At 66.6% G+C, this 26,492-nt stretch carries 26 protein-coding genes and 2 tRNA genes; 19 read left to right on the forward strand and 9 right to left on the reverse strand.

All coding sequences use genetic code 11. The annotated features are described in order from the left end of the window. Nucleotides 1–19: 19 nt before the first annotated feature. The 5 genes from RDCOP1_RS08880 to RDCOP1_RS08900 all read right to left on the reverse strand — a co-directional run bounded on the left by RDCOP1_RS08880 (nucleotide 20) and on the right by RDCOP1_RS08900 (nucleotide 4,142). On the reverse strand, nucleotides 20–694 hold the full coding sequence (locus RDCOP1_RS08880) for a hypothetical protein (protein ID WP_072700341.1): 675 nt from the start codon (nucleotides 692–694) through the stop codon (nucleotides 20–22). A gap of 133 nt (nucleotides 695–827) precedes the next feature. Then, a complete protein-coding gene (locus RDCOP1_RS08885; protein ID WP_072699778.1) occupies nucleotides 828–1,478 on the reverse strand; it encodes a DUF2461 domain-containing protein in 651 nt (216 codons plus the stop codon). A 59-nt stretch (nucleotides 1,479–1,537) separates the two neighbouring features. After that, nucleotides 1,538–2,515, reverse strand: a complete 978-nt coding sequence (locus RDCOP1_RS08890; protein ID WP_072699779.1) for a ribose-phosphate diphosphokinase — start codon at nucleotides 2,513–2,515, stop codon at nucleotides 1,538–1,540. Further along, entirely contained in the window at nucleotides 2,512–3,987 is a 1,476-nt protein-coding gene (gene glmU / locus RDCOP1_RS08895; protein WP_072699780.1) for a bifunctional UDP-N-acetylglucosamine diphosphorylase/glucosamine-1-phosphate N-acetyltransferase GlmU, read from the reverse strand. The genes RDCOP1_RS08890 and glmU overlap by 4 nt, the downstream gene beginning before the upstream one ends. A gap of 83 nt (nucleotides 3,988–4,070) precedes the next feature. Further along, nucleotides 4,071–4,142 (reverse strand) — tRNA-Gln (locus RDCOP1_RS08900). A 232-nt stretch (nucleotides 4,143–4,374) separates the two neighbouring features. Here RDCOP1_RS08900 and RDCOP1_RS08905 point away from each other — a divergent pair. The 6 genes from RDCOP1_RS08905 (at nucleotide 4,375) to RDCOP1_RS08930 (ending at nucleotide 11,173) form a co-directional block, all read left to right on the forward strand. After that, entirely contained in the window at nucleotides 4,375–4,980 is a 606-nt protein-coding gene (locus RDCOP1_RS08905) for a TetR/AcrR family transcriptional regulator (protein ID WP_072699781.1), read from the forward strand. 111 nt (nucleotides 4,981–5,091) lie between these two features. Continuing rightward, the gene (locus tag RDCOP1_RS08910) at nucleotides 5,092–5,733 is read left to right on the forward strand and encodes a ScbR family autoregulator-binding transcription factor (protein ID WP_072699782.1); all 642 of its coding nucleotides are present in this window, start codon (nucleotides 5,092–5,094) and stop codon (nucleotides 5,731–5,733) included. Between the two features lie 83 nt (nucleotides 5,734–5,816). Continuing rightward, nucleotides 5,817–6,146 carry a helix-turn-helix domain-containing protein gene (locus RDCOP1_RS08915; RefSeq protein ID WP_072699783.1) on the forward strand — a complete coding sequence of 110 codons (330 nt, stop codon included), beginning with the start codon at nucleotides 5,817–5,819 and terminating at the stop codon, nucleotides 6,144–6,146. Between the two features lie 21 nt (nucleotides 6,147–6,167). Beyond that, nucleotides 6,168–6,779: a PIN domain-containing protein gene (locus RDCOP1_RS08920; protein WP_072699784.1), complete on the forward strand. Its 612-nt coding sequence runs from the start codon at nucleotides 6,168–6,170 to the stop codon at nucleotides 6,777–6,779. 96 nt (nucleotides 6,780–6,875) lie between these two features. After that, nucleotides 6,876–10,520 carry a transcription-repair coupling factor gene (mfd, locus tag RDCOP1_RS08925; RefSeq protein WP_371836821.1) on the forward strand — a complete coding sequence of 1,215 codons (3,645 nt, stop codon included), beginning with the start codon at nucleotides 6,876–6,878 and terminating at the stop codon, nucleotides 10,518–10,520. A gap of 50 nt (nucleotides 10,521–10,570) precedes the next feature. Further along, nucleotides 10,571–11,173 (forward strand): nucleoside triphosphate pyrophosphohydrolase, encoded by a 603-nt coding sequence (locus tag RDCOP1_RS08930; protein WP_072700345.1) that lies wholly within the window; start codon nucleotides 10,571–10,573, stop codon nucleotides 11,171–11,173. Nucleotides 11,174–11,192: 19 nt separating this feature from the next. Here the strand turns inward: RDCOP1_RS08930 and RDCOP1_RS08935 are convergent, their stop codons facing one another. Together RDCOP1_RS08935 and RDCOP1_RS21470 are read right to left on the reverse strand one after the other, a co-directional pair. Continuing rightward, nucleotides 11,193–12,299, reverse strand: coding sequence for a methyltransferase domain-containing protein (locus tag RDCOP1_RS08935; protein WP_072699785.1), 1,107 nt, complete (start codon nucleotides 12,297–12,299; stop codon nucleotides 11,193–11,195). Continuing rightward, nucleotides 12,296–12,505 (reverse strand): hypothetical protein, encoded by a 210-nt coding sequence (locus RDCOP1_RS21470; RefSeq protein ID WP_072699786.1) that lies wholly within the window; start codon nucleotides 12,503–12,505, stop codon nucleotides 12,296–12,298. The genes RDCOP1_RS08935 and RDCOP1_RS21470 overlap by 4 nt, the downstream gene beginning before the upstream one ends. 226 nt (nucleotides 12,506–12,731) lie before the next feature. Here RDCOP1_RS21470 and RDCOP1_RS08945 point away from each other — a divergent pair, with 226 nt between their 5' ends. The 10 genes from RDCOP1_RS08945 to RDCOP1_RS08985 all read left to right on the forward strand — a co-directional run bounded on the left by RDCOP1_RS08945 (nucleotide 12,732) and on the right by RDCOP1_RS08985 (nucleotide 20,250). Continuing rightward, the gene (locus tag RDCOP1_RS08945; protein ID WP_072699787.1) at nucleotides 12,732–13,196 is read left to right on the forward strand and encodes a GyrI-like domain-containing protein; all 465 of its coding nucleotides are present in this window, start codon (nucleotides 12,732–12,734) and stop codon (nucleotides 13,194–13,196) included. After that, nucleotides 13,193–13,618, forward strand: coding sequence for a hypothetical protein (locus RDCOP1_RS08950; RefSeq protein ID WP_072699788.1), 426 nt, complete (start codon nucleotides 13,193–13,195; stop codon nucleotides 13,616–13,618). Before RDCOP1_RS08945 ends, RDCOP1_RS08950 begins: the two co-directional genes overlap by 4 nt. An 89-nt stretch (nucleotides 13,619–13,707) precedes the next feature. Then, on the forward strand, nucleotides 13,708–15,483 hold the full coding sequence (locus RDCOP1_RS08955; RefSeq protein WP_084722555.1) for a putative bifunctional diguanylate cyclase/phosphodiesterase: 1,776 nt from the start codon (nucleotides 13,708–13,710) through the stop codon (nucleotides 15,481–15,483). Between the two features lie 99 nt (nucleotides 15,484–15,582). After that, nucleotides 15,583–15,738, forward strand: coding sequence for a sugar transferase (locus RDCOP1_RS21290; protein ID WP_111731592.1), 156 nt, complete (start codon nucleotides 15,583–15,585; stop codon nucleotides 15,736–15,738). A 46-nt stretch (nucleotides 15,739–15,784) separates the two neighbouring features. Then, complete coding sequence (locus RDCOP1_RS08960; protein ID WP_111731591.1) at nucleotides 15,785–16,546, forward strand: lytic transglycosylase domain-containing protein; 762 nt, start codon at nucleotides 15,785–15,787, stop codon at nucleotides 16,544–16,546. Between the two features lie 140 nt (nucleotides 16,547–16,686). Further along, on the forward strand, nucleotides 16,687–17,973 hold the full coding sequence (gene eno / locus RDCOP1_RS08965; RefSeq protein WP_072699790.1) for a phosphopyruvate hydratase: 1,287 nt from the start codon (nucleotides 16,687–16,689) through the stop codon (nucleotides 17,971–17,973). A 284-nt stretch (nucleotides 17,974–18,257) separates the two neighbouring features. Continuing rightward, nucleotides 18,258–18,689, forward strand: a complete 432-nt coding sequence (locus tag RDCOP1_RS21750) for an FtsB family cell division protein (protein ID WP_231922987.1) — start codon at nucleotides 18,258–18,260, stop codon at nucleotides 18,687–18,689. Beyond that, nucleotides 18,686–19,213 (forward strand): DUF501 domain-containing protein, encoded by a 528-nt coding sequence (locus tag RDCOP1_RS08975; protein ID WP_072699792.1) that lies wholly within the window; start codon nucleotides 18,686–18,688, stop codon nucleotides 19,211–19,213. Before RDCOP1_RS21750 ends, RDCOP1_RS08975 begins: the two co-directional genes overlap by 4 nt. Next, on the forward strand, nucleotides 19,210–20,163 hold the full coding sequence (locus RDCOP1_RS08980) for a Ppx/GppA phosphatase family protein (protein ID WP_072699793.1): 954 nt from the start codon (nucleotides 19,210–19,212) through the stop codon (nucleotides 20,161–20,163). The genes RDCOP1_RS08975 and RDCOP1_RS08980 overlap by 4 nt, the downstream gene beginning before the upstream one ends. Nucleotides 20,164–20,176: 13 nt before the next feature. After that, nucleotides 20,177–20,250: transfer RNA gene (locus RDCOP1_RS08985), tRNA-Leu, on the forward strand. A 95-nt stretch (nucleotides 20,251–20,345) separates the two neighbouring features. Here the strand turns inward: RDCOP1_RS08985 and RDCOP1_RS21605 are convergent. Beyond that, nucleotides 20,346–20,810: a hypothetical protein gene (locus RDCOP1_RS21605; protein WP_072699794.1), complete on the reverse strand. Its 465-nt coding sequence runs from the start codon at nucleotides 20,808–20,810 to the stop codon at nucleotides 20,346–20,348. 272 nt (nucleotides 20,811–21,082) lie between these two features. Here RDCOP1_RS21605 and RDCOP1_RS08995 point away from each other — a divergent pair, with 272 nt between their 5' ends. Next, nucleotides 21,083–22,729, forward strand: a complete 1,647-nt coding sequence (locus tag RDCOP1_RS08995; protein WP_072699795.1) for a sensor histidine kinase — start codon at nucleotides 21,083–21,085, stop codon at nucleotides 22,727–22,729. 230 nt (nucleotides 22,730–22,959) lie between these two features. Here the strand turns inward: RDCOP1_RS08995 and RDCOP1_RS09000 are convergent, their stop codons facing one another. Beyond that, nucleotides 22,960–23,703 carry a GAF and ANTAR domain-containing protein gene (locus RDCOP1_RS09000; RefSeq protein ID WP_072699796.1) on the reverse strand — a complete coding sequence of 248 codons (744 nt, stop codon included), beginning with the start codon at nucleotides 23,701–23,703 and terminating at the stop codon, nucleotides 22,960–22,962. Nucleotides 23,704–24,259: 556 nt separating this feature from the next. Between RDCOP1_RS09000 and RDCOP1_RS09005 the strand changes: the two genes are divergently transcribed. Then, nucleotides 24,260–24,448, forward strand: a complete 189-nt coding sequence (locus RDCOP1_RS09005) for a hypothetical protein (RefSeq protein ID WP_072699797.1) — start codon at nucleotides 24,260–24,262, stop codon at nucleotides 24,446–24,448. A gap of 320 nt (nucleotides 24,449–24,768) precedes the next feature. Next, nucleotides 24,769–26,490: a hypothetical protein gene (locus RDCOP1_RS09010; RefSeq protein ID WP_231922986.1), complete on the forward strand. Its 1,722-nt coding sequence runs from the start codon at nucleotides 24,769–24,771 to the stop codon at nucleotides 26,488–26,490. Nucleotides 26,491–26,492 lie beyond the last annotated feature (2 nt).

The raw sequence follows: 26,492 nt of genomic DNA on the forward strand, positions 1-26,492 counted from the left end.
ACTTCCCGGCCCTGGGGAACTACTTCGATGCGGCGCTCAGACGGGCCTTTTCCAGCGCTGCGAGCGTGCGCAGCACGGTGGCCTTCTGCTTCTCGAGATCGCTGCGGCGAGCTCGGGCGGCGAGACCGCTCTGGTCGGCGACGAGGGAAAGCTGTGCGTCGATCGCTGTGAGCTGGTCGAGCAGAGCGAGGGCGCGGGTCTGGATCTCGTCGATGTCGACTGTCCCCGTCTTGACGGGAGCCGCGGTCTTAGCCGATGCCGACGCGGTGCGGGAGCTGCCGGTGGCGGAAGAGGCAGTCGAGGGCCGCTTGGCGGCCGGCTTCCCCTCCGCGACGACAGCGGCGGCACGCGGACGCAGTGCCTTCCGGACGAGCTCGGGGTCGGGCTGGTGTTCGAGGCGGATCTCGTTGAGCACACGCCGGGAATCTCGGGCGCCGAGTCGGTGCTCGTACTCTTCGTCGTCGTCCGACTGGAGGGTGCCTCCGATGGGGCGCAGGCCGTACATGCCCATGAACCGGCGGGCCTCTTCGATCACGGATTCGTGGTGACGGCAAGTCGCGCAGCGGGGTTCGTTGCGGTACTCCTCGACGGATTCGGTGCCACCGCACCAGACGCATGCTCCGGGAGACCACCGTCGCGAGGTCCGGATTGTCGGGTTTTCCGTGGGGGCCTCGAGAGTCTGCGCGTCGATCACGAGGAGCAACCTTAGGTCAGAACCCGGCCGTTGCGGGACCCCCGCCGAACGTGACCTGCACCGGAGCCCACCGGAAGTGACGAAGATCATCACGAGTCAGGTTTAGAGGCAAAGCATTGCGGCGCACACGTTTTCATACCGGTTGGTCTGAAGGTCGATTTGCGGTCGCGGCGGTGAGCCACGAGACGAGAGGACGGAATGCGCGCCACGAGTCGCGGACCTCGTCGAGGGTGCGTGTGCTGTCGATCCAGGGCGGCGAAACTTCGGTGCGACCGGCGGTCAGCGACCGGTGACGCAACAGATCCAGACGCGGATGGTCGGGATCGACGCCGCGCGGCTTCGTCTTCAGGGTCTCGCCCCCGATTTCGTACCCGGACTGTCGAAGTCGTCGCACGATCTTGCCGAGTTCGGTTCCGCGCCGTTCGTCGTCGACGGCTTTGCGGTATGCCGCAACCTGCGCGGGCGACCCCGAATAGAACCCACCGGCGATGGTCAGTCCTGCGGCGTCGATCTGGACGTAGTAGCCGACGCCCGGTGCGGTCTGGACGAAACCGCCCTGATGGGTCTTGTACGGGGTCTTGTCGTGGCTGAATCGGACGTCCCGATACGGCCGGAAAGCCTTACCCTGCCCGAATTCGTCTTCGAGGGCGGTAAGCAGGGCAAGCATCGGGCCGCGCACGCAGTCGTCGTAGACGGCTTTGTGCGCGGCCCAGAACGGTTTGCTGTTGTAGGCCTCGAGGTCTTCGTAGAAGTCGAGAGCCGCGGTAGGGAAACCGGTGAACATCGAGGAGAATGCCTTTCGGTCCGTGTGGCCCGGAAGTGCACCACCTCGTGGCGCAGTGTCTAGGCGACGCCGTTGAACAGCGAAGTCACCGAACCGTTCTCGAAGACCTCACGGATGGTCTGCGCCAGCAGAGGTGCGATCGTCAGCACGGTCAGCGTGTCGAACTGCTTCTCCGCCGGGATCGGCAGCGTGTTGGTGACGATCACTTCCTTCGCACCGCACGCCGCGAGGCGCTCGGCGGCGGGATCGGACAGCACACCGTGGGTGGCAGCGATGATGACGTCGCCGGCACCGGCTTCCTTCAGGACGCGAACCGCACCGGCGATCGTGCCACCGGTGTCGATCATGTCGTCGATGAGGATGCAGGTGCGGCCCTCGACCTCACCGACCACCCGGTTCGACTTGACCTGGTTCGGCACGAGAGGGTCGCGGGTCTTGTGGATGAACGCCAGCGGTGCGCCACCGAGCGTGTCGGCCCACTTCTCGGCGACGCGGACGCGTCCGGAGTCGGGGGAGACGACGGCGATGTTGTCGACGCCGTACTTGCCGCGGATGTACTCGGCCAGCTGGCCCTGCGCGTGCATGTGATCGACGGGGCCGTCGAAGAAGCCCTGGATCTGGTCGGTGTGCAGGTCGACCGTGATGATGCGGTCCGCACCAGCGGTCTTGAGCAGGTCCGCGATGAGGCGGGCCGAGATGGGCTCGCGACCGCGGTGCTTCTTGTCCTGACGCGCGTACGGGTAGAACGGCAGGATCGCGGTGATGCGCTTCGCGGAGCCGCGCTTGAGGGCGTCGATCATGATGAGCTGTTCCATGACCCACTGGTTGAGCGGGAACGGGTGGCTCTGGAGCACGAACGCATCGGAGCCTCGCACCGACTCGTCGAAGCGAACGAAGATCTCGCCGTTGGCGAAGTCACGTGCCGTCTGCGGGGTGAGGGGTACACCCAGTTCCTTGGCGACCTGCTCGGCCAGCTCGGGATGCGCCCGGCCGGCGAAGAGCATCAAGTTCTTCTGGTTGTCGATCCAATTGGTCACTGGTCCTGGCCGTCCTTTTGCCGATCGTGGTCGTGCTGCTGCTGTGCTCTCGATGCTGCCTCGGCAGCCGCGGTTCCGGCGCGGTTTCGCTGGACCCACCCCTCAATATTGCGCTGTGGCGCGCCCGACACCGCCAGCGCCCCCGGTGGGACGTCGCGACGGAGTACGGTTCCGGCTCCGGTGTAGGCACCGTCGCCGACTGTCACCGGCGCTACGAACATGGTGTCCGAGCCGGTCCGCACGTGGGATCCGACCACGGTGCGGTACTTCTCGACACCGTCGTAGTTGACGAAGACGCTCGACGCGCCGATGTTGGAATGCTCGCCGATCTCCGCATCACCGACGTACGTCAGGTGCGGCACCTTCGAGTGGGCGCCGATCTGTGCGTTCTTCGTCTCGACGAATGCGCCGAGCTTGCCGTTCGCGCCGAGTTCGGTTCCCGGACGCAGGTAGGTGAAGGGGCCGACGGTCGCTCCCGCCCCGATCACGGAGCCGGTGCCGTGGGTCCGCACGACCGACGCTCCGGCACCGACCTGGACGTCGGTGAGGGTGGTGTCCGGTCCGATCACGGCGTCCTCCGCGATCACCGTCCGGCCGTGCAGCTGGACGCCGGGATGAAGGGTGACATCCGTGCCGAGCACCACGTCGATGTCGACCCACGTCGACGTGGGATCGAGGACGGTCACCCCGTCGCGCATCCAGCGGGTGAGCACCCGGCGGTTGAGTTCGGTCGTCAGCGCCGCGAGCTGGACACGGTCGTTCACTCCCGCGACCTGTACTGAATCCTCGATGTGCATGCCGCGCACTGCGAGATCCTCACCGTGGGCGATCTCGACGACGTCGGTGAGGTAGAGCTCGCCCTGGGCGTTGTCGGTGTCGAGCCTGCCGAGCGCCGACCGGAGTCCGGCCGCGTCGAACGCGTACACGCCGGTGTTGACCTCGACGATCGCGCGCTGGCGAAGGGTGGCGTCCTTTTCTTCCACGATCGCGGCGACATCACCGTCTGTGGTCCGGACGATGCGCCCGTATCCGGTGGGGTCGGGCACCGTGGTCGTGAGGACGGTGACTGCTGCGGTATCAGGCTCGGTGTGCGTCTCGAGCAGTTCGTGGAGCGTGTCGGGGGAGAGCAGGGGCACGTCGGCGGCGGTGACGAGCACCGTGCCGGTGAAGTCGTCCGGCAACTCGGCGAGCCCGCACGCGACGGCGTGACCGGTGCCGCGTTGTTCCTCCTGCACGGCGACGCGTACGTCACGCCCCGATTCGGCGGCGAACGCGGAGACGGCGGCACCGACACGTTCCCGTTCGTGTCCGATCACGGTGACGAGATGCGTGGGCTCGAGCGCCGTGGCTGCGGCAAGTGAGTGGGCGAGCATCGAGCGCCCGCCGAGACTGTGCAGAACCTTCGGGGTCTTCGACCGCATCCGGGTTCCTGCCCCGGCTGCCAGCACAATGATCGCGGTCTGCACCTGCATGTAGCTCCCTCGACAATGTCTGCATACGCACGGAATTCCCTCGTGCGCACGGGAGCGCGACGGCTCCCCGAAAACGGTCCCCGCTCCGCCGCCAGGACTCGAACCTGAACTATCTGAACCAAAATCAGAGGTGCTGCCGATTACACCACGGCGGACTGCCACACCCCCGGCGCGCGGGCACCCCGGGCGTGCGCCCCTGATCCTCGCACGGGAGGCGTCCGGCGTCGAACGTGGGGGGCGATCGGCCCGGTGTCGATAGTCTGGGCTCGACCAACCGAGTGATGCCCGGCGTGCCACGCCGGAAAGGACGAACCCTTGCCACGATCGTCGCAGGACCGTTCCGAGCGGACGGCGCAGACCAGGACCGAGCGTTCCCCGCGCATCCGGATGACCGGAACGCAGCGGCGCGAACAGCTCATCGAGATCGGGCGCGCGTTGTTCGCCGAGCGTGGTTACGAAGGCGCGTCGATCGAAGAGATCGCTCAGCGGGCGCAGGTGTCCAAGCCGGTGGTGTACGAACACTTCGGCGGCAAGGAAGGGCTCTACGCGGTGGTGGTGGACCGCGAGATGACGATCCTGATGTCGATGGTGACGGAAAGCCTCACCCGGAACCGGTCGCGGGTACGGGTCGAGCGCGCTGCGCTCGCGCTGCTCACCTATATCGAGGAACGCACGGAGGGCTTCCGCATTCTGGTGCGTGACTCGCCGGTCGCGGCGGAGGAGGGCACCTACTCGAGTCTCCTCAACGAGGCGATGCGGCAGGTCGGGCAATTGCTCGCCGGCGACTTCTCGCGGCGGGGCCTCAATCCGGAACTCGCGCCTCTGTACGCCCAGGCGTTGGTGGGCATGGTCGCCACGACGGCGACCTGGTGGCTCGACGAACGGACGCCGTCGAAAGAGGTGGTGGCTGCACACCTCGTGAACCTGTGCTGGAACGGGCTCACGCGCCTGGAAGCGGACCCGACGCTCGGGAACGACCATCTGAACCCGTAAGTGCCCTGTTTACGGGCCGCGAACATACCGGAACCAGGATAATCGGTGTTACGGTGAACAACGCAGGATGCACGACCGACGCCCATCGGCGAGCGAAGAATCGGGGTCTCTGTGGGACGGCAGGTACGCGCTGAGGTGACGCGCGAGGCGGTGCTGCGAGGAGCGGCCGACGTCTTCGTGCGGGAGGGTTACGCCAACGCGAGCCTCAACGAGATCATCGAAGAAGCGGGCGTGACCAAAGGTGCCCTGTACTTCCACTTCGGATCCAAGGAAGAACTCGCGCGCGGCGTGATCGACGCGGGATACGTCAGGCTGGCAGCCGAAACCGCCGGAAAGACGGATCGTCGCGCACCCGCACTCGAAGCGGCCATCGAACTGTCGGTGCTCAACGTCGACCTCGCCGAGACGGAACCGGTCGTGCGCGCGATGTTCCGCCTGCTCGTCGAGATCGGCGACTACCGCGGTGCCGAGGAGCGACCGTTCGACGTGTGGCTCGAGGAGTTGAAGGAACTCACCAGGCGCGCAGGCGACGAGGGCGACCTTGCCGAGCACGTCGACACCGACGCGTTCGCGTTGCTGCTGATGGAGGCCGGCATCGGTGCCCGCACTGTCGGCGCGGCGATGAGTGGAACCAAGCACCTGACCGAGCGGATCGAGGCCATGTGGAGCCTGCTGCTGCCGTCTGTGGTCCCGCCGAGCAAGCTCGAATACTTCCGGCAGTTCGCGGCCCGAAGGCTGCGGCTGCAATCCTGAGCGCCGCGGCTGCTCGCCGCTGCCGCGACGTCGTCCGGCGCTGTGTCGTTGCAATCGCTCCCTGGTCCTGACAGCATCGCGCCGTGACGTTCGGACCGTATGACGCGAGGCAGGCGCCGGGGGAACTGGCGCGGTTGCTCGACGACCTCGGTCCGGACGCCGCCGTCACGATCGGTGTGGTTCCCGCGTTGCTGACCATCGCGCAGGTCGCCGACGTCCTCGGATGCTCGCGGGGTTACGCGGCCCGATTGGTGGATACCGGGGAGCTGGCGGCAGAATTCCACGGCTTGCATCGCCGGGTGCCGCGGAGCGAGGTTCTCGCGCTCGCCGAACGCCGCACCCGGATTCGCGCGGAGGTGCTCGACAACCTCGCCGATCTCGCCCGCCGCGAAAACATGTACGAAGAGTTCTGACCACTAACGGAAGGGCGAGCGGTGCCGATCAGAGTGGTCCTCGACGCGACGGTCCTGGCGAACGCGCGGGTTCGGGACGTCGCCCTTGCGTTCGCGGAAGACGGCTTGTATCAGCCGTATTGGAGCGACGGGATCATCGCGGAGGTCGATCGGCGGCTACCCGGGCATCTGGTCCGCGCCACCCGCGACTACCTGTTCGCCGAACTCGACCGCGCGTTCCCGGATGCCCGGGTGACCTGGCCCACCGTGGTGCTGCGGGAGGTGCCCTACGTCGTCGACCCGAGAGAAACACACGTCACCTCGGTGGCCTTGCTGTGTCATGCGGACGCCGTGGTCACCGCCGACCCCGTGATCGCGCTGGCGCTGGAACGGTCCGGCGTCGAAGCCTGGACCCGCGACGCGTTCGTCACCTTCGCACTCGACGCCGATCCGGCCCGGGCGCAACGGTCGCTGCTGCGGATGGTGCGACGACGGTGGCTCCCCTCCGGGGTCTCGGCCGGGGACGAGGCCGACCCGGCCGACGCCGATCTGCTCCGGCGACTCGCCACCTGGGCGGGTTCGGCCCTGGGCTGCAACAGTGCCGATCTGCTCCGCGACTACGCGGCGGCGATCCGACCGGACCGGGCGGGGTGACGCATCTTGTTCGCTCGCTCCTGACGCGTGTCGTGCGCGGGGCATAGACTCGATAAGGTTCTCGTCTCAAACTCAGGAGCGCTTTCCTTGTCTGCTGTGCCCCCGGTCACCACCCCCCTGTCCGGATTGGCGCGGATCGCGCTGTTGGACTCCCAGTTCCAGAGGATCGGCGAACTGGTCGGTACCTCCGAACAGTCGCTGGTCGCGCCGTCCGCGGTCCGTCCGTTCGTTGCCGCAGCCCTTGCGGAGAAGACCCCGGTTCTCGTGGTCACCGCGACCGGTCGCGAAGCCGACGATCTGACGGCCGAACTCACCCAGATGGTGGGCGGCAGTGTCGCCCAGTTCCCGTCGTGGGAGACGTTGCCGCACGAGCGGCTGTCGCCGAGCGCCGACACCGTGGGCAGACGACTCCAGGTGCTGCGCCGGCTCGCGCGTCCCGACGACCGGGAGCTCGGTCCGGAACTGCGCATCGTCGTCGCCACCGTGCGGTCGCTGGTGCAGCCCATGGCCCCCGGACTCGGGGAGATCGAGCCGATCACGCTGCGTCTCGGTTCCGAGCAAGACTTCGACGAGCTGGTCGCGCGCCTCACCGAGCTGGCGTACACACGAGTCGACATGGTGGGCAAGCGCGGAGAGTTCGCGGTCCGGGGCGGCATCCTCGACCTGTTCCCACCCACAGCGGACCATCCCGTGCGCATCGAGTTCTGGGGCGACGAGGTCACGGAGCTGCGGCCGTTCTCCGTTGCGGACCAGCGTTCCATTCCCGAACTCGAGATCACGACGCTGATCGCGCCGCCGTGCCGTGAGCTCCTGCTCACCGACGCGGTGAAGGAGCGCGCCGCGCAGCTCGCCCAGGACAACCCTGCCGACGCGGCGCTCGCCGAGATGCTCGAGAAGATGGCCGGCGGAATCCCGGTCGAGGGCATGGAAGCGCTGCTGCCGGTGCTGCAACCGGGCGAACTTCAACTGCTCACCGATGTCGTCCCGCGCGGTACGCACGTCCTGTTGTGCGATCCGGAGAAGGTCCGCACCCGCGCGACCGATCTGGTGCGCACCGGCCAGGAGTTTCTCGAGGCGTCGTGGACCGCGGCGTCGATCGGCGGGGCGGCGCCGCTGGACACGGCGAACATCAACGGCGTCGACGGGCGCAAACTCGACCTCGCGGCGTCGGCATACCGGTCGCTGCGACAGGTGCGGGAGGCAGCGCAGGCCGACGGCACACCGTGGTGGTCGCTGAGCCAGCTCGAGTCGGGCGCGGACACCGAGACCGTTCTGGCCGTCCAGTCCGCTCCGGAGATCCGCGGTTCCGAGGAACTGCTGTCGATGCTGTTCGCGAACCTGCGCGCCCATGTCACCACCGGTGGGCGCGCCGTGATCGTGGTTGCGGGCACCGGAACCGGCCAGCGTGTGCTCGAGAGACTGATGGAGAACGAGGTCCCCGCCGCGGAACTCGAACCCGGCGCGGAACCGGTGCGGGGGCAGGTCGGTGTGCTCCGCGGATCGTTGCACGAGGGTCTGGTGCTCACCGGCAACGGCGACAACACGGTGCCCGGACTGGTGCTCGTCACCGAAGCGGATCTCACCGGAAACCGGGTGGTGACCGAGGCGCGAAAGACACCGGTCAAGCGCCGCAACCAGGTCGACCCGCTCGCACTCACCGCGGGGGATTACGTCGTCCACGACCAGCACGGCATCGGCCGGTTCGTGGAGATGGTCGAGCGCACGATCGGGGGTGCCCGTCGCGAGTACCTGGTGATCGAGTACGCGCCGAGCAAGCGCGGCCAGCCCGGCGACCGCCTGTTCGTGCCGATGGAGTCGCTCGATCAGCTCTCGCGCTACGTGGGTGGCGAGCTTCCGTCGATCAGCAAGCTCGGCGGATCGGACTGGGCGAATACAAAACGTAAGGCGCGCAAGGCGGTTCGGGAGATCGCCGGCGAACTGGTGCGGTTGTACGCGGCGCGTCAGGCGTCGCCGGGGCACGCCTTCGGCCCGGACACCCCGTGGCAGAAGGAGATGGAGGACGCCTTCCCCTTCACCGAGACCCAGGACCAGCTCACCGTCATCTCCGAAGTCAAGGGGGACATGGAGAAGCCGGTCCCGATGGACCGGGTGATCATCGGCGATGTCGGATACGGCAAGACCGAAATCGCCGTGCGTGCGGCGTTCAAGGCCGTGCAGGACGGCAAGCAGGTAGCGGTGCTGGTGCCGACCACCCTGCTCGCCCAGCAGCATCTGCAGACCTTCACCGAGCGGACGGCGGCGTTCCCGGTCGTCGTCAAGGGGCTGAGCCGGTTCACCGATGCAGCGCAGTCCCGTGAAACTCTCCAGGGAATGGAAGACGGTACGGTCGACATCGTCGTGGGCACGCATCGCCTGCTGCAGACCGGCATTCGCTGGAAGGATCTCGGCCTCGTCATCGTCGACGAGGAGCAGCGGTTCGGTGTCGAGCACAAAGAGCACATCAAAGCGCTGCGTACCCACGTCGACGTTCTGACGATGTCCGCCACGCCGATTCCGCGCACGCTGGAGATGAGCATGGCCGGTATCCGTGAGATGTCGACGATCCTCACCCCGCCGGAAGAGCGGCACCCGATCCTGACCTATGTCGGTGGCTACAACGACAAGCAGGTCGCCGCCGCGATCCGTCGCGAATTGCTGCGCGACGGGCAGGTGTTCTACGTACACAATCGCGTCAGTTCGATCGACAAGGCAGCCAAGAAGATTCGCGATCTCGTGCCGGAGGCGCGAGTGGCCGTCGCGCACGGGCAGATGAACGAGGACACCCTGGAAAAGACAGTCCAGGGGTTCTGGGAACGCGAGTTCGACGTGCTGGTGTGTACGACGATCGTCGAAACGGGCCTCGACATCCCGAACGCGAACACCCTCATCGTCGAACGCGCCGATTCGCTCGGGTTGTCGCAGCTGCACCAGCTGCGCGGTCGCGTCGGCCGGTCCCGTGAGCGCGGTTACGCCTACTTCTTGTACCCCGAGGAGAAGCCGTTGACGGAAACCGCGTACGACAGGCTGGCGACGATCTCCCAGAACTCCGATCTGGGCGCCGGTATGGCCGTGGCGATGAAGGACCTCGAAATCCGCGGTGCCGGCAACGTACTCGGCGCAGAACAGTCGGGTCACGTCGCCGGGGTCGGTTTCGACCTCTACGTGCGTCTGGTGGGCGAGGCCGTGGAGGCCTACCGCGCGGCGGCCGACGGTCGTCCGATCTCCACCGACGAAGCACCGAAGGAAGTACGCATCGACCTGCCTGTCGACGCGCACATCCCGGCCGACTACGTCACGTCCGACAGGCTCCGTCTCGAGGCGTACCGCAAACTCGCCGCCGCGAACGACGACGCCGCCATCGACACGGTCATCGACGAACTCGTCGACCGGTACGGTCCGCTGCCCGAAGAGGTTCGCCGACTCGTCTCCGTCGCGAAGTTGCGCCTGCTGTGCCGGGAGTACGGACTCGACGAGGTCACCGTCGTCGGTTCGCAGGTCAAGATCGCGTCCATGGAACTGCCGGATTCGAAGCAGATGCGGCTCAAGCGGCTGTATCCCGCGGCGCAGTACCGCCCGACGAGCGGCACCGTACAACTGCCGCTGCCGCGTACGGGCGGCATAGGTTCGGATCGTGTCCGCGATGTCGAACTGCTCCAGTTCATCGCCGACTTCCTGCTCGCGATGGACGGAAAGCCTCAGGGGTCGGTGAACATCAGTGCTCCGGTGTCGGTGACCGCGTGAGCGACGAAGCGGCAGGATCCGGCGAGAGTCTGCGCAAGGCAGTGGAGGTGATGGACCGGCTGTGGTCGTTCGGGGGCTGGGAGGTCACCCAGACGCACGAGTCGTTGCGCCGGTATCTCGTCGAAGAGACGTACGAAGTGCTCGACGCCATCGATTCCGGAGATCCGGATGCCTTGCGGGAGGAACTCGGTGACCTGTTGCTGCAGGTCCTTTTCCACTCCAGAATCGCGCAGGCGTCGGGAGCGTTCACGGTCGACGATGTCGCTGCGACGCTCGTCGCCAAGCTCGCGGCGCGCAGCCCCCACCTGAGCAACGGTCATACCGGGCCGATGGACGTCGCGGAGCAGGAAGCTGCGTGGGAGGTCGCGAAGAAAGCGGAGAAGGCACGCGCGTCGTGCCTCGACGGCATCGCCATGGCTCAGCCGAGCCTGGCGCTGGTCGACAAGGTCCTCGAACGTGCGCGTCGTGCCGGGTTCCCCGACGAATTGGTGCCCGACGACCTGCGAACGGTCCGGGTCGACGGGTCGGGCGATACCGAGGCGACGCTACGCAGTGCTGTGTTGCGGTTCGTGGACGCGATCCGGGCAGCCGAGCGGTCGGCGGGCACCACGCCGCTCGATCCCGGAACCTGGAAACTTCACTGGGCCCTCTGATCGGCGTGCCTGTGAATTGTCAATCCCCACGGTAGAAGTCGTCGGTGCTGCGCGGCGGCATCACCCATCTGCCGTGGAGTCCCGGGTAGCGGCGGTGCAGTTCGGCCGGATCGTGCGGTGCCATGACGAGGATGTGGTCGGGTGCCGTCGCCACCATGGCTTCCGGTGACACGATGGGCACGTCGGTGCCGGGCATCCTCCGTCCGAACCGGTCCGGAGAAGGATCGGCTACTGCCGCGATCAGTGAGCTGCTCACCCGGGCGCGCGCGAACAAGGTAACGCTGGAAGGCGTTGCACCGTAGGCGATCACGGTCCGGTTCCGGTGGGCCATGAGCTGGAGCCAGGTGTCGAGTGCGGCCGCTTGCCGGTCCGCGACGGTCTGGAGTATTCGTACCGTCCGGACGTCGGTGATACCTTCCGCACGCTCGGACGCGAGGCGGCGACGCACGAACGGTTCGGGAAACAGGGCGCTGTCGCGCAGGGCGGCAACGAGTACCGCGTCGGATGTGGATCCGACCGGCCATGCGTTCCAGAGGAGGAGGCCGACGTCTTCGAGGGCACGACGCAGCGTGGTGATGCTGTAGTACGCGAAGCGCCCGTACCGCACGGCGTCCCAGCGGCGCTGGGCGACGATCTCCGACAACGCGTGCACCTCCAGCAGGAGCACTCCGTCGGGGGCGAGTGCGGCCGCCCGTGCCCGCAGTGCCCGGTGCTGGTCGGGTTCTTGTTCGAGGACGAAGGAATCCACCACGACGGACGCCCGCTCGCCGCGGCCGGCCGCTCGAAATCCGCAGTGCTGCAGACGATGGAGCCAGCGGTCTCCCGTCCGGACTGCGAACTCGGACAGCGTCCCGCCGTCGAGTAGGCCGGCGCCGCGTGCGATCCCGATCGTCTGCCCGATGTCCTGGTATGTCATCCGGGTTCGATCGAGGTGCACGTGCGCGCCGGCGTCACCCCCGAGTTGTGCCAATCCGCACTCGCGGCACAGCATCATCGACAGACGGTTGCGCATCTCGTCGGGGCGGACCGAAGTTCCGCGAAAAGGAAATCGCTCGCTTCCCGGAACAGGGCCGAGGTCGAGCGCCGGATCGAGATGTGGGTGGCCGCAGGATCGGCATGCTGTCACCGCGGGAGTCCGGTCCGGCGGATCCTGACGGCCGCCGGCTGCGCGCTCCCGTCCGGTAGGACGACCTTCTCGGCGAGGAAGGTTTCGGCGAACGGGTTGCCGCACTGCGACCCACGCAGATCTTTGAGCGCAAGATGGAGCCCGCGTGTCCGAAGGCCGATCATCATGGCGTCTTCTTCCTCCTCGGTGGACCTGGCCAGTCGCATGACGAGCGTCGCCTGAAAGCGCCTGACTTCGACTGCACATCCGTTTCTCGGAGTCAAGAATACTCATAGACTTAAAACGGCGGTTAAACATACCCGAATATTGTTTTGCCTTTCGTTTGAAAGGTGTGGGTGTTGCCCTTACTCTCGATGCAATTCCTATTACGCGTGCGGGTCGGGCAAGCGCGGAATGGGTGCCTATACAAACGGCTTGGAGGGGGATTGCCCGATGGCGTTCTGCATTGTCGAGCGTGAAGAAACTCTGGTGGCCGGCCTGCCTGTGCGTAGTCCGCGCCGGGCGTTGGGCAAGTTGAGGGACCCCCACCTCGAGAGGGCGTGGTCCGCGGTACTGAAGCGGGACGCCGACGGTCCTCTTGCGTCGACCTATACCGATCACGCCGAGGAGATCGGATCGTATTACACCCAGACTGTCGGGTATTGCTGCCGGACGCTCGACGAGGTCCACCCCGGCTATGTCGTCTCCCGTCTCCCGTCCGGGACGTACGCGAAGTTCTCCGCGGTGGGGAGTCATTTCCCCGACGTGTTCAGCGAACTGTGGCGGCAGATCTGGGCGGCCGAGAGCCGGGGTGAGATCGTGCGGGCGTTCACGGGTGATTTCGAGTGTTACCCGCACGCCTACTGCATCGAGTTGTACATCTCGATCAAGACTTCTGAATACGTTGTGGCCCAATGAGCTTCACCATCGTCAAGGTGCGCGGGTATTCGGTCGGCGGCCTGGTCGTGCCCGGCATCGAGCCGGGATCCGGGCGCCTCGGCGACGATCTGCTGGACTTCACCCTCGAACGCCTCCGCGCGCGCGGAGTGGGCGACGTGACAGTCGTGTACGTGTCCAATCCCGAGGTGGGCTGGACGGCGCTGGCGGGCTACCGCTGTGACGACGTCGCGAGTCTCGCCGTGGGTGACTCGATGATCCGCATAACCGACAAGTACGCCGCACGTTTCACCCCCGACGGATCGAGAACGGATCCGTGGGAAGACGTGTGGACGCAGGTCGAGATCGCAGAGAAGGACGGCGAGATCGCCCGGGCGTACCGCGAGGAGGTCGCGTTCCTTCCCGCGAGTGGTGAGATGGAACTGTTCGTTTCGCTGGAGTGAACAGCCCTCGACCGCTGTCGAAGGGATAAGCCGTGGCCCGTTCGTCGCCGACGCTCGAAAACCTGGTCACCAGGGTGGCGGCACGTCTCATGCCGGCCGATGTCGCGTCGCACCGGGATGCGTTCTACCAGGTTCTGCAGCTTCTCTACGAGTATTTCGGGGTCGAAGGCTGCTATCTGCGGTATCACGACCACGACCTCGCGGCGGCCGTGCTCGTCGCCGAATGGCCGCCGCAGGCGCACGGTGCCGAGCCGGACACTCCGGGTGTGCTGCATTTTCGCGATGCGGATCCGGCCATCGCCGAGTCCGAGTACTCCAAGGAACCTAGGGTAATTCGTGAACCCGCGGAGTCGATCACTTCGATACCACTGCTGTGGGGTGAAGTCACTACGGGGACTCTCGGGCTGGTGGCCCCGGGTGACCGGGTCTGGACAGACGACGAACTCGATTCCCTTCGTCTCATCGCCGCCCTGCTCGCACAGGTGCAGGCGCGAATCCGGGCAGAGGGTGACCTGCGGTATGCCGCCTACCACGACTCGTTGACCGGCCTGGCCAGCCGGCGGGCGCTGCTCGAGCATCTCGACGCGAGGCTCGGCCGTGGGAATCCGGGGCCCGTCGGGGTGCTGTTCCTCGACCTGGACCGGCTCAAGGCGCTCAACGATTTCCTCGGGCACCGTGCCGCCGACACGTACCTGTGCCGGATCGGTGAGAGGCTGATGCAGGTCAACCGTCCGGTCGACCTCGTCTCCCGGCTCGGTGGCGACGAATTCGTCGTCGTGCTGGCCGGACCGGCGACGGTCGCCGATGCCGTGGAGCGAGCGGAGGAGATCCAGCGCGTCGTCGGAGAATCCGTGTCGCTGGGCGGGCAGCTCGTGGGCCGGGGTGTGAGTGTCGGTATCGCCCTCGGCGAGCCGGGGGAGATCTCACCTGTCGAATTGATCGGCCGGGCGGACCAGGCGATGATGGTCGTAAAGGTGCAGGGCGGCAACAGCGTCGGCGTGTTCACCGACGACATGACCCAGGAGGGGGAGCGGCGGACCCTCATCGAATTGAACCTGCGGACCTCGATCGACGACGACCATTTGGTCCTCGAGTATCAACCGGAGGTCGATCTGCGTTCGGGAGCGATCCTCGGAGTGGAAGCGCTCGTGCGCTGGAACCACCCGGTTCTCGGTACGCTCCAGCCCGCAGAGTTCATCGACGTCGCGGAATCCACCAATCTCGCCGGGGAATTGGGCACCTGGGTGATTTCTACCGCGTGTGCCCGGCTCGCCGCGTGGAAGGAGAGGATCCCCGGTCTCGACCTGACGATGGGAATCAACGTCTCACCGGTCCAGCTGGTGGCTGCCGGGTTCGACGAGTCGGTCGCCTCGGTGTTGCGGCGCTACGGGTTGCGGGGTGCCGAAGTCTGCCTGGAAATCACCGAGAACGTCGTGGTCGGTGATCTGCGACGAACGCGCGCGACACTGTCGCGACTCGAACGGCTGGGGGTACGGATCGCGATCGACGATTTCGGGACCGGATACAGCTCGCTCGGCCATCTCAAGTCGTTGCCGGTGGACACGCTCAAGATCGACAAAGGATTCGTACAGAATCTCCACCGCAGCGAGGGCGACCGGGTAATCGTCAATTCTATTGCCGGGCTGGCCAACTCGTTCGGGCTGGACCTCGTGGCCGAGGGGATCGAGGTAGAAGGGGCGGTGCCCTACCTTCTGGAACTGGGATGCCGCCGGGGCCAGGGATTCCTGCTGGGAAGACCGAAGCCACCGGGCGAGATCGAGGAATCGGTGGCGAGGGGATACGTCGATCTGCCGTGGACGACCGGGCGGGGGAGGGTGTTCGGGGTCTCTCGTCGAACGTCCTAGTGGCGAACAGCGGCGTGGCGGACGGCTCGCGATGGTTGTGCTGCCCGCACCCGTTTCCCTCGCGATCGCGCATGCCGTGAGTCTCGGCGGTCCCGGCCGGTGCTGTACCGGCAGGTCTGCGGCCGAAGCGACCTGTCCCGGGAGGAATCCGTACGCGCCGATCTTCGCTACGTCGAGAACTGGAGTTTCGCGATGGATCTGTCGATCCTCCGCCGCACCGTCGGCGCGGTCCTGCGCCGGGAAGGCGCCTACTGACGCGCCGCACGGGGATGCTCCCGGGCGATATGTGGACTATGGAGGGGTGTACCAAGCACCACGCCGTCGTCGCTCACCCTGGCCGATCGTCCTGTTCGGCATCTTCGGGGTCGTCATTCTTCTCGCGGTGGGCGTCAACCTCACCACGCCGCAGGCGCCCCGGGTCGAGATTCCGGACGGCGTGCCACCCCCGCGCGGCACGGAGGTGCCTCCGATCGACTTCTCTGGTCCGGGGCGGACGGCCGGGTTGCTCCGGGAGTGGGCAGAACCCCAGGCAGATGCACTGGACATTCCCGTGGTGGCGCTCGAGGCCTACGGGCACGCCGCCGCCGTGCTGGCGTCGACCCAACCCGAGTGCGGCCTCGCCTGGACGTCGCTCGCCGGCATCGGCAGTGTCGAGAGCGGGCACGGACAGCACGGCGGCGCCAGCCTTGCGCCCGACGGCAAGGCGACACCCGAGATCCGGGGCGTGCCGCTCGACGGCGGACCCGGACTCGCCGAGATCCGCGACACCGACGGCGGCGAACTCGACGGAGACCCGCTGCTGGACCGAGCCATGGGTCCGATGCAGTTCATTCCCGAAACCTGGAAGGCGTGGGGCGTGGATGCCAACGGAGACGGCGTCGCGGATCCGGACAACATCGACGACGCCGCGCTCAGTGCCGGGCGCTACCTGTGCGACAGAGGCGGCGACCTGAACGGTGCGGAAGGGTGGACGCGAGCACTCCTGGCCTACAACCTGTCGGGCAAGTACATGAGACTCGTCCGCGACCGCGCAGCCGCGTACGGTGTTGGCGTACGTCCGTAGCCGGCACCGGGTGTACGGTCCTCGCGGGCGGTGGCCGGTCCCAGACGCGCGCCTGTGCCTCACACCCTGGTCGAGCCGGGTTAGGCTGTCCCCAGCGTGCAGACACCGCAGCGTGAAGTCCATCGAAGGAGAATCAGCCAGTGGCCATCATTGAGCAGGTAGGAGCCCGCGAGATCCTCGACTCCCGGGGCAACCCGACGGTCGAGGTCGAGGTGCTGCTCGAGGACGGAAGTTTCGCCCGCGCTGCGGTGCCCTCCGGCGCCTCCACGGGTGAGCACGAAGCCGTCGAACTGCGTGACGGCGGCGACCGTTACGCCGGCAAGGGTGTCGAGAAGGCCGTCGAAGCGGTGCTCGAAGAGATCGCCCCGGCCATCATCGGCCTCGACGCGACCGAACAGCGCACCGTCGACCAGGCGCTGCTCGACGCAGACGGCACGCCCGACAAGGGCCGTCTCGGCGCGAACGCGCTTCTCGGTGCGTCACTCGCCGTCGCCAAGGCCGGCGCCGAGTCCGCCGGTCTCGAGTTGTTCCGGTACCTGGGCGGACCGAACGCGCACATCCTGCCCGTGCCCATGATGAACATCCTCAACGGTGGCGCCCATGCCGACACCGGTGTCGACGTGCAGGAATTCATGGTCGCTCCGATCGGCGCTCCCACTTTCAAGGAGTCGCTGCGATGGGGTGCGGAGGTGTACCACTCGCTCAAGTCCGTGCTCAAGAGCAGGGGACTGGCCACCGGGCTCGGCGACGAGGGCGGTTTCGCGCCGGATGTCGCAGGCACCAAGGAAGCTCTCGACCTCATCAGCGAGGCCGTGGGCAAGACCGGCCTGAAGCTCGGCACCGATGTCGCTCTGGCACTGGACGTCGCGGCCACCGAGTTCTACACCGAGGGCACCGGCTACGCGTTCGAGGGCAAGAACCGCACCGCAGATGAGATGGCGGATTTCTACGCGGAACTGCTGGCCGCATACCCGCTCGTCTCCGTCGAGGATCCGCTCAGCGAGGACGACTGGGAGGGCTGGGTCGCACTCACCGACAAGCTGGGCGGAAAGCTGCAGCTCGTCGGTGACGACCTCTTCGTCACCAACCCCGAGCGTCTCGAAGAGGGCATCGTCAAGGGCGCGGCGAACGCGCTTCTCGTGAAGGTCAACCAGATCGGCACCCTCACCGAGACGCTGGACGCGGTCGACCTCGCGCACCGCAACGGCTACAAGACGATGATGAGCCACCGCTCCGGCGAGACCGAGGACACCACCATCGCCGACCTCGCGGTTGCCGTCGGCAGCGGTCAGATCAAGACCGGCGCACCGGCACGGTCCGAGCGCGTGGCGAAGTACAACCAGCTGCTGCGTATCGAGGAGTCCCTCGGCGATGCCGCCCGCTACGCGGGTGAGGTCGCCTTCCCGCGGTTCAACCTCGAGGGCTGAACTCCGGTATGAGCCAGCGCGGTAGATCCCGGCCCGGCGCCCGCCGAACCCGCACCGAAGGTGCGGCAAGTACGCGTCGGCCCGGCCGGGCAAGACCCACGGGATCTACCGCTCCGGTCGAGAGCGGCACAGACAGCGCAGGCGCCCGTCCGGCCGGACGCGACGATCCCGTTCATTCGTCGCCCGGCCGGGGGCGTTCCGGCGCGTCCGGTCGCGCCCGGCCCACCCGGGTCGGTGCCACCGAAGGTGTACGCCGGACCCGCGAAGAACGCACCTTCCTGGGTTTGTCCACGGGACGCGCGGTCATCCTCGCCCTGGTCGTGTGTGGACTCGCGTTGACCCTCGCGGTGCCGCTGCGTACCTATGTGAGCCAGCGTTCCGAAGCCGAACAACTTGCACGCGAACGAGAACAGCTCGAGACGGAGATCGCCGCGCTCGAAGAACAGAAAGCCCGTATTCAGGACCCTGCCTGGATCCGGGCGCAGGCGCGGGAGCGGTTGCGCTTCGTGATGCCCGGCGACATCCCCTACATGGTCCAGTTGCCCGGCGACGTGCCGCCCGAATACGAAGAAGAAGAACCGGAGTCGCCGACCACCGGCGCCTGGTACAGCGACCTGTGGCTCTCGGTGGCCGAAGCGCCGCCCGAGCCCGAGACCGATCCACTGCCGCAGCCGATGCCTGTGGCACCCCCAGAACCAGGAGATATCCCCGGGTGACCGATTCAGTGACGCAGGAAGACCTCGACGCCGTCGCAGCACAGCTCGGGCGCGAACCCCGCGGCGTCCTGGCCATCGCCTACCGTTGCCCCGACGGCGCGCCCGGAGTGGTCAAGACCGCCCCGAAACTGCCCGACGGCACACCGTTCCCGACGTTGTACTACCTCACCGACCCGCGGCTCACCGCGGAGGCGAGCCGCCAGGAGTCCGCGGGCGTCATGCGGGAGATGACCGAACGGCTCGGCGCCGACGCCGAACTCGCGGCGTCGTACCGGCGTGCCCACGAGTCGTACCTCGCCGAGCGTGACGCCATCGAGTCGCTGGGTACCGACTTCAGCGGTGGGGGTATGCCCGACCGGGTCAAATGCCTGCACGTGCTGATCGCCCATTCCCTCGCAAAAGGCCCGGGCCTCAACCGGCTCGGCGACGAATCCGTCGCACTCGCCGCAGATGCGGGACTCCGCGGCACCGCCGTCCCCGCGGACTGGCCCACCTACGCCGAACTGCGCGGAGAACAGCAGTGAGCGTCGCCCGGGTGGCGGGCATCGACTGCGGTACCAACTCCATTCGCCTGCTGGTCGCGGATATCGCCGACGACGGCACCCTCACCGATGTCACCCGCCTGATGCGGGTCGTGCGGCTCGGGCAGGGTGTCGACGCGACCGGTCGCCTCGCCCCCGAAGCGATCGAGCGCACCCGCGTCGCGCTCACCGAGTACGCCGGGATCATTCGGGATGCAGGTGCGACCGGGGTGCGCATGGTCGCCACCTCGGCGACTCGCGACGCGCAGAATCGGGAAGACTTCTTCTCCATGACCCGGGAAGTGCTCGGAGCCGTGATCCCCGGCGCGGAGGCCGAAGTCATAACCGGTGACGAAGAAGCGCGGCTGTCCTTCGCCGGTGCCGTCGGCGAACTCGACGCCGCCCGTGGGCCCTTCGTCGTCGTCGATCTCGGCGGCGGCTCCACCGAAGTCGTGCTCGGCGACGAAAACGGCGTTCACGCAGCGTATTCCACGGATATCGGGTGTGTGCGCCTCACCGAACGGTGCCTGCACGACGATCCGCCGACCGAAGCCCAGATCGCCGCGGCCCGAAAGGTCGCGGGGGAGAAGATTGCCGAGGCTCTCGCACACGTGCCAGTCGAACGGGCCCGCACGTGGATCGGAGTCGCGGGCACGATGACCACGCTTTCTGCGCTCGGCAACGATCTCGACACCTACGACCCTGCGAGGGTTCATCTGTCGACCGTCGGGTTCGATCGTCTGCGGCAGGTGTGCGACGGACTGCTCGCCGCGACGCGCGAGGAGCGCGCTGCGCTCGGCCCGATGCACCCCGGCCGGGTGGACGTCATCGGCGGCGGAGCCATCGTCACCAGTGTTCTGGCCGACGAACTCGAACGTCGCGCGGGTATCACCGAACTCGTGGTGAGCGAACACGACATCCTGGACGGGATCGCGCGGTCCGTCACGCGTTAGGGTGATCCGGACGGCCCCTATAGCCCAATTGGCAGAGGCAGCGGACTTAAAATCCGCCAAGTGTCGGTTCGAGTCCGACTGGGGGCACTGTGGCTCTGCCGGCCTCCGGCCGGGGTGCGCCTGCAGGGTTCGAACAAGATCCACGAAGGCGCACTTCGAACGGACCACACCGGCCGGGAGCTTCAGAGTTGTTCGTCCCGTGGGGGCCTCGCACCGCGTTCGTGGGCTCCGTACGACGTTGCACCGCTGCTGGAACCCGACGCGTCGTGGGGCGCAGGTGTGTTCCGGGGTGCAGGAGCGCCGGCATTCGAGTCGGCAGCGAGCGCGCTGTTCTGTTCTGCGATGCGGTCGCGATCGTGCTGCGCTTCTGTTGCCTGCCTGCGGGCGTCCTTCGCCTCACGACGGGCGTTCTTGGCCTTCCGGGAGGACCGGCGGGCGCCGGAGAAGAGCAGCGCCAATCCGAGCAGGCCGACTGCACCCACGACGATGCCGTAGAGGAACAGAGTTCCGGTCGACCCCGTGACGTCGTAACCGAACACGGAGAACCCGTCGGTGATCGCGTGTTCGTCGCCGCTGTTGGTCAATACGCCCACAACGCCGACGACTACGGCGGCAATGAGGAGAACTAGTCCGATGAAAATGATCATGGCGGCCTCCGCGATACTTGGTAGTACTCAGTGAACGCGCAGGTACCAGCCGTGTCAACGATCTGAATCCTTCTCCGGATGGAAAGCACGCCCGGAGCGCACCGGCGGAAGTTGCGTGATTACCCCTGTCCGATTCCTCCCAGTACGCTACGGCGGTGTTCTCGATCGGGTGCCCTGCCGACAGGGTCGTGCCGTCACGCTCGGACCGGAACGTACGCGGGCATCGGAAGCGGTGTGCCGTGCGAAGTAACAAGAAGAGGACCTAAGCGAGCATGAGAGATCCTTCGTTACCCGAACCCAGGAGTGAACAGATCCGCTCCCGGATGACCGTCCAGGGCTGGTTCCAGGTTGCGTTCGCAGCCTTGGCGGTGTTCCTTCTGGTGGGCACCGTTATCGGTACCTACTTCATCGACCGGACCGCGCGGATCACCGACCAGTTGGTCGTGGACATCCAGCCGGCACAGGTCGAGGCGTACCGACTGCAATCTGCTCTGCTCAATCAGGAGACCGGAGCGCGTGGGTATGCCCTCACCGGAGACCCGGGCTTTCGCGAGCCGTACCTCACCGGGCTCCAGGACGAGCAGAAATCCGTGGAGCGGCTGCGCACCCTGATGGCCGGTCACAGCGATGTGCTCGCCAACCTCGACGCGATTACGTCGAATGCGGCGGCGTGGCGCGCCGAGTACGCAGAGCCGCTCGTGGATGCTCCGCCGAGCGGGGCGGAGCCACCCGATATCGCGGAGATCGAACGCGGCCGTGCCGCCTTCGATCTGCTGCGTACCCAGTTCGCGGACCAGAATTCGATCCTCGTCCAGGCTCAAGAAGATGGTTACGACGGACTCGTCCACGCCCGCACGGTACGCAACTCGGTGCTGGCAGCGATGGTCGCGGGTTTTCTGCTCACCGGCGCCCTCATGGTGGTTCTCGTGCACAACCTCGTCGCCACGCCGCTCGTCCGACTGCGGGCGGCGACGCGACGCGTCGCCGGCGACGGGAACTTCGATCAGCACATCTACCCTCAGGGCCCGAAGGACATCCGGCACCTGGCGAACGATGTCGAGGCGATGCGCGAGCACATCGCCCAGGCGTTGACGGAGGCGCGCCGGCAGCAGGACAAGCTCGCCCGGCAGACCGCCGATCTCGATGCCCAGGCGGACGAGCTTCGCCGCTCCAACACCGAACTCGAACAGTTCGCCTACGTCGCGTCCCACGACCTGCAGGAGCCCCTGCGCAAGGTCGCCTCCTTCTGTCAGCTTCTCGAGAAGCGGTACGGAGACAAGCTCGACGACCGGGGAACCCAGTACATCGCGTTCGCGGTGGACGGCGCGAAACGTATGCAGGTGCTCATCAACGACCTGCTGGCGTTCTCTCGTGTGGGACGTGTCAACGACGCCCGGCTGCGCGTCGATCTCGGCAGAACGCTGGACAAGGCGCAATCGAACCTTGCCATCATGATCGACGAATCGCAGGCCCGGATCGAACGTCCGGACGACTTGCCCGAGCTGACCGGCGATCCGACGCTCCTGACGATGCTGTGGCAGAACCTGCTGGCCAACGCGATCAAGTTCCGTCATCCCGACCGGCCCCCGGTCGTGCGAATAACGTGCGAAAGGGCCGAAGGGGAGGACGGCGCCGCAGGTTGGCAGTTCTCCGTCAGCGACAACGGCATCGGTATCCCCGCCGAGTTCGCGGAGAAGGTGTTCGTCATCTTCCAGCGTCTGCACGCTCGTGACGTCTACACAGGCACGGGCATCGGTCTGGCTGTGTGCAGGAAGATCGTGGACTACCACGGCGGCAGCATCTGGATCGATACCACTGTCGGCGAGGGTGCCCGAGTCTGCTTCACCCTGGTCGGCGCCAAACCCCAGTCGGAGCAGAGCCTCCAGATCGACGACCGCGCGCTGAACACTTCGGGGTAGTCGGGGGTGGGTCGAACGGCCTGAGCCGAGGGGCCCGGTCAGGTGTGGCCGAGTGGCCCTGTGGGCCCGGGGAGATTCCGGAGAACCGGTGATCTTCGCGGGGTTTCCGGGCGTCCGACGCGGGGTAACGCATGGTGAGGTTTGGCATCTGCCCGGGCGGGTTGTCGGACTCAGGCGGCGTGAGTTCAGAGCGGTAGCTCACGCCGCCGCCGGGGCGGGGCTTACAAGTGTCAGGGGTCCTGGCGCACGGAGTGATTCTCGACGACGGTGCGGGCAAGGTCGGCGACCTTGAGATTGACCTGCTGGGATGTGCGCCTCAGCAGGTCGAACGCCTCGTCTGCCGACAGGTTCTGCGCCGCCATCACGAGTCCGACGGCTTTCCCGATCTCCCGGTTGCTCACCAGACCGCTCCTGAGCGAATCGATGTCCTCACCCCGCCCGATCGCGGTGGCGGTGACCGAAGCGAACGCTGCCAGCATGCTGGCGTGTTCGGCCGCCGCAGAGGTGAAGGCACCGGGAGTATCCGAGAACAGATTCAGTGCTCCCACCTTGCGGTGGTCGATCAGTAAGCGGAATCCCATCGCTCCTCGCACCGGAGTGGATTCGACCACCGCACGGGCCAGCGCGGGCCACGACGAACCCGTCCGCAAATCCGCTTCGATCTGTGGAACCTCTTCCTCGATCGCGTCCAGGCAAGGGCCTTGCCCCAGGTGCCGCTCGTGGGCGTCGATCGCAGCAGCGACGTCATCGCTCGCCGCTACGAGCACGAACTCCCCGTTACGGCGCAGCATGATGCTCGCGTGGTCACACCCGGGTACAAGCAGGGTTGCGGCTACACAGATCGCCGAATACACCTCCGAAGCATCGGCACCGCCGTACAGGATCTCGGCCAGGGCCGTGAAAACCGTCGCCGGATCGGCTCCGTTCGACGCGGGGGTGACCGTGGTGGATCCGTCCTGGTCGTTCTCTGTCATGCGCAGACCACCGGCCGGCAGAGAACTCTGTGCGAGCCGCTGTGAGAAGTCGGGAAGGGTTCCGGTTCAACCGAAGACGATACTCCGCGGGATCCACTCGACGAGTACGACCGGTCACGCGAGGAACTGCGATCCGGAGTCTCGATTCCCCCGAGACTGTGGGGTGGGGGGACCGGTCGAGTAATCGACGCGGAAACAACTCTCATTGAAGGGTTTCTCCTGAAACAGACCCGATCCCGCCGGCTCGAAAACACGTACTCGATACCGCGGACACGATAGACGATCAAGGGCTTCTCTTTAACCCCGATGGATCGTACCCGAGCGCCACGACGTCGCCCGCTTCCCTGCGGCCCTGGCGAGGGCCTTTCGGCCGGTGACGAGACGGGTGAGGTGGGCGGCCCGATCATGTTGTGCCAGATGATCTTCATCGGCGCAGGAAGGAATAGGTGGCGGGTCGCCGGGGCATAGATAGGAGGGGAAGGCGTCTGTCATCCCGTGGATCGAATTACCGTCGCCTCGACCGGGGTGACGGCCGTATGGGGTGAAAGGACATCACATGTGGGCTCTGCTGAGTAAGCCTCTCCGCCGATGGTTGCTGCTGTCGCTCGCAGTTCCGCTGGTCGCGGGGGGTTTGTCTCTCGTCGCCGACGCGTTGCAGCGCAAGAAAGGGCGTCCCACGAAGACGTCGAAACTGCTGTCCGGAGTGTCGAACTTCCTCCGGAGGCGGCGTAATCGCCGCAAGTGATCGAGGTCATTCCGGCGGCGCCGAGTGATGTCGGAAGCTGCAGAGCGCCCGGTGACCCGTTCCGCAGAACGGGTCACCGCCGGCAGCGAGGTGACCGCCCGAAGGTCCGAAGGCGTGAACAATGGGGCCGAATGTCCCTACAGATAAGGACGTTCGGCACCCCCGCGCCCGCAGATGCGCCTGGCCGATTGCGGCGCCTCGGAAAGTAGATATCCGGCCCTTTGCCCACCTCGCCGTGGTGAAATCCATGGAATCCGGACTGCGGGCTTGCCGTACACCCTCCAGTGCGGTTCGATCGGTGGCAATCGGTGGGGGGATGCATGGACATCGTGCACGCAGTTGCGCGGATTTCGACGGCGGTACTGGTGACGGTCACAGCCGTCGCCGCAATGGTGGTTCTTCCGGGGGTCGCCGGAGGACAGCCCGGTGACCGCACGGAGGTCCCCTACATCTCCACCGCTCCGCTCGCCGCGCAGGTTGCCGGCTCGGTTGTGTCGGTCGCGGTACCACTGCCACCGGAGGTGGCGCCGCACCCGCCGGAGTGCGATCGATTGTCGTATCTCCGGTGGCGGTCGGTCGACGGCCCGGCGGAATCCTCGGAAGCCGACCGGATCTTCGTGGCGCAGCCCGGAATCTTCGAGGGCGCAGGGGCATTCGAGAGCGTAGCCCGCAACACCGTGGTCGCGGCTGCGGAACGCGGTATGCACGTCGAGTTCTGGGCGCTCGACCGGCGCTCCAACTGTCTCGAAGACCATGCCGGGACGAGTGCCGCTCTTGTGACGGGTGATCTCGACACCGCGACCGACTACTACTTCCACGGCAAGGAGATCGACGGAAGGCGTTTCGAGGGATACGCAGCAGGGTCCGACATCGCGTGGCTCGCGCAGGTCGGGCTGGAACAGACTCTGCGCGACCAGTACGACCTTCTGCGCCATGAGTTTCCGGATCAGAAGGTCCGCAAGGAGAAGGTTGTCTGTGGCGGGCATTCGATGGGCGGCTTCATCACCGGTTACTTCGCCGAATGGGATTTCGACGGGGACCCGGCGACCACCGACGACGCGGGCTACAACCAGTGCTCGGGCTACTTCGCGCTCGACACCGTTATCCGTGCCGGGGCACCGTTCCCGAGTTCCGGCGTGCCGTCGGACCTGCCGGAAGAACTGGCTGCGCCCCTCGAGGCATTCACCGGGGCGATCTCCACGGCGAGCCCGGTATTGGCGCTGCCGGCCGTGATCAACCCTGAAACCACGAATATGCTTGCGCTGACCGGACTTGCAGCCCGACTGGACCCGGACGGGGTCAACGACATCGTGTCGCGCATGCCGGACAACACGAATGTGAACTGGACCTTGCGTACCTTGCTGGCGAAGGATCCGGCGATGTTCGCGACCGGGTCACCCGATGTGCGGTCCTTGAACGCGACAAACGAAGCCGTGCTGGGGGCCATCCTGGACGACAACTCGCAACCGCTGGGGTTCTTGCAGACGAGCGTGGGTTTCCTGACCGGAGGGCCGGTGCAGGACAAAGTATTCCCGCTACCTTCCACTCCTGCGACACTCGAGTCGGGGTCCTTCGGAGACGCCCCGAAGGCATCTCCGGCCGTGTACGGCGATCCGCAGGTGGTCTACCGCTGGCTCGATTACGACGAGGTCGGAACCGAAGCGTCGCTGCCGGAGGAGAGTCGGTATACCTCGCGCGCCGGGGAAGTGACCTCGATCGACGAAATCGCGCGGAACCTCTCCGAGCCTCCGCTGGACTTCACCGAGTGGTACTTCCCGATGCGCCTACCGTCGGATCTCGCCCAGAGTTCGGCACCGTCGTTCGCGGCACATCACCTGTACCGGGACGGAGTTGCGAGGAACCCGGTGCTCACGGTGCAGGCGAGTGGCGGGATAACGCTCCCGTCGACGACTCATCCGAACGCTGTGTCGATCACCCTTCCCGGGTACAACCACATCGACGTTCTCACCGCCGCCGCCGATCAGAACGACGGGCGCGGTGAAGCGGTGTCGCAAGCTCTTGCGGAGTTCGCGACACCGTAATC

The sequence above is a fragment of the Rhodococcus coprophilus NBRC 100603 genome, assembly GCF_001895045.1.
Lineage (GTDB): Bacteria > Actinomycetota > Actinomycetes > Mycobacteriales > Mycobacteriaceae > Rhodococcus > Rhodococcus coprophilus.

What these genes read in the sequence shown, in the direction of transcription:
- RDCOP1_RS08885 (WP_072699778.1), bottom strand. Translation starts at nt 1,478, where the DNA reads ATGTTCACCGGTTTCCCTACCGCGGCTCTCGACTTCTACGAAGACCTC.
- glmU (WP_072699780.1), bottom strand. Translation starts at nt 3,987, where the DNA reads ATGCAGGTGCAGACCGCGATCATTGTGCTGGCAGCCGGGGCAGGAACC.
- RDCOP1_RS08905 (WP_072699781.1), top strand. Translation starts at nt 4,375, where the DNA reads ATGACCGGAACGCAGCGGCGCGAACAGCTCATCGAGATCGGGCGCGCG.
- RDCOP1_RS08930 (WP_072700345.1), top strand. Translation starts at nt 10,571, where the DNA reads ATGGACCGGCTGTGGTCGTTCGGGGGCTGGGAGGTCACCCAGACGCAC.
- RDCOP1_RS21470 (WP_072699786.1), bottom strand. Translation starts at nt 12,505, where the DNA reads ATGCGACTGGCCAGGTCCACCGAGGAGGAAGAAGACGCCATGATGATC.
- RDCOP1_RS08945 (WP_072699787.1), top strand. Translation starts at nt 12,732, where the DNA reads ATGGCGTTCTGCATTGTCGAGCGTGAAGAAACTCTGGTGGCCGGCCTG.
- RDCOP1_RS08950 (WP_072699788.1), top strand. Translation starts at nt 13,193, where the DNA reads ATGAGCTTCACCATCGTCAAGGTGCGCGGGTATTCGGTCGGCGGCCTG.
- RDCOP1_RS08955 (WP_084722555.1), top strand. Translation starts at nt 13,708, where the DNA reads ATGCCGGCCGATGTCGCGTCGCACCGGGATGCGTTCTACCAGGTTCTG.
- RDCOP1_RS21605 (WP_072699794.1), bottom strand. Translation starts at nt 20,810, where the DNA reads ATGATCATTTTCATCGGACTAGTTCTCCTCATTGCCGCCGTAGTCGTC.
- RDCOP1_RS08995 (WP_072699795.1), top strand. Translation starts at nt 21,083, where the DNA reads ATGAGAGATCCTTCGTTACCCGAACCCAGGAGTGAACAGATCCGCTCC.
- RDCOP1_RS09000 (WP_072699796.1), bottom strand. Translation starts at nt 23,703, where the DNA reads ATGACAGAGAACGACCAGGACGGATCCACCACGGTCACCCCCGCGTCG.
- RDCOP1_RS09005 (WP_072699797.1), top strand. Translation starts at nt 24,260, where the DNA reads ATGTGGGCTCTGCTGAGTAAGCCTCTCCGCCGATGGTTGCTGCTGTCG.
- RDCOP1_RS09010 (WP_231922986.1), top strand. Translation starts at nt 24,769, where the DNA reads ATGGACATCGTGCACGCAGTTGCGCGGATTTCGACGGCGGTACTGGTG.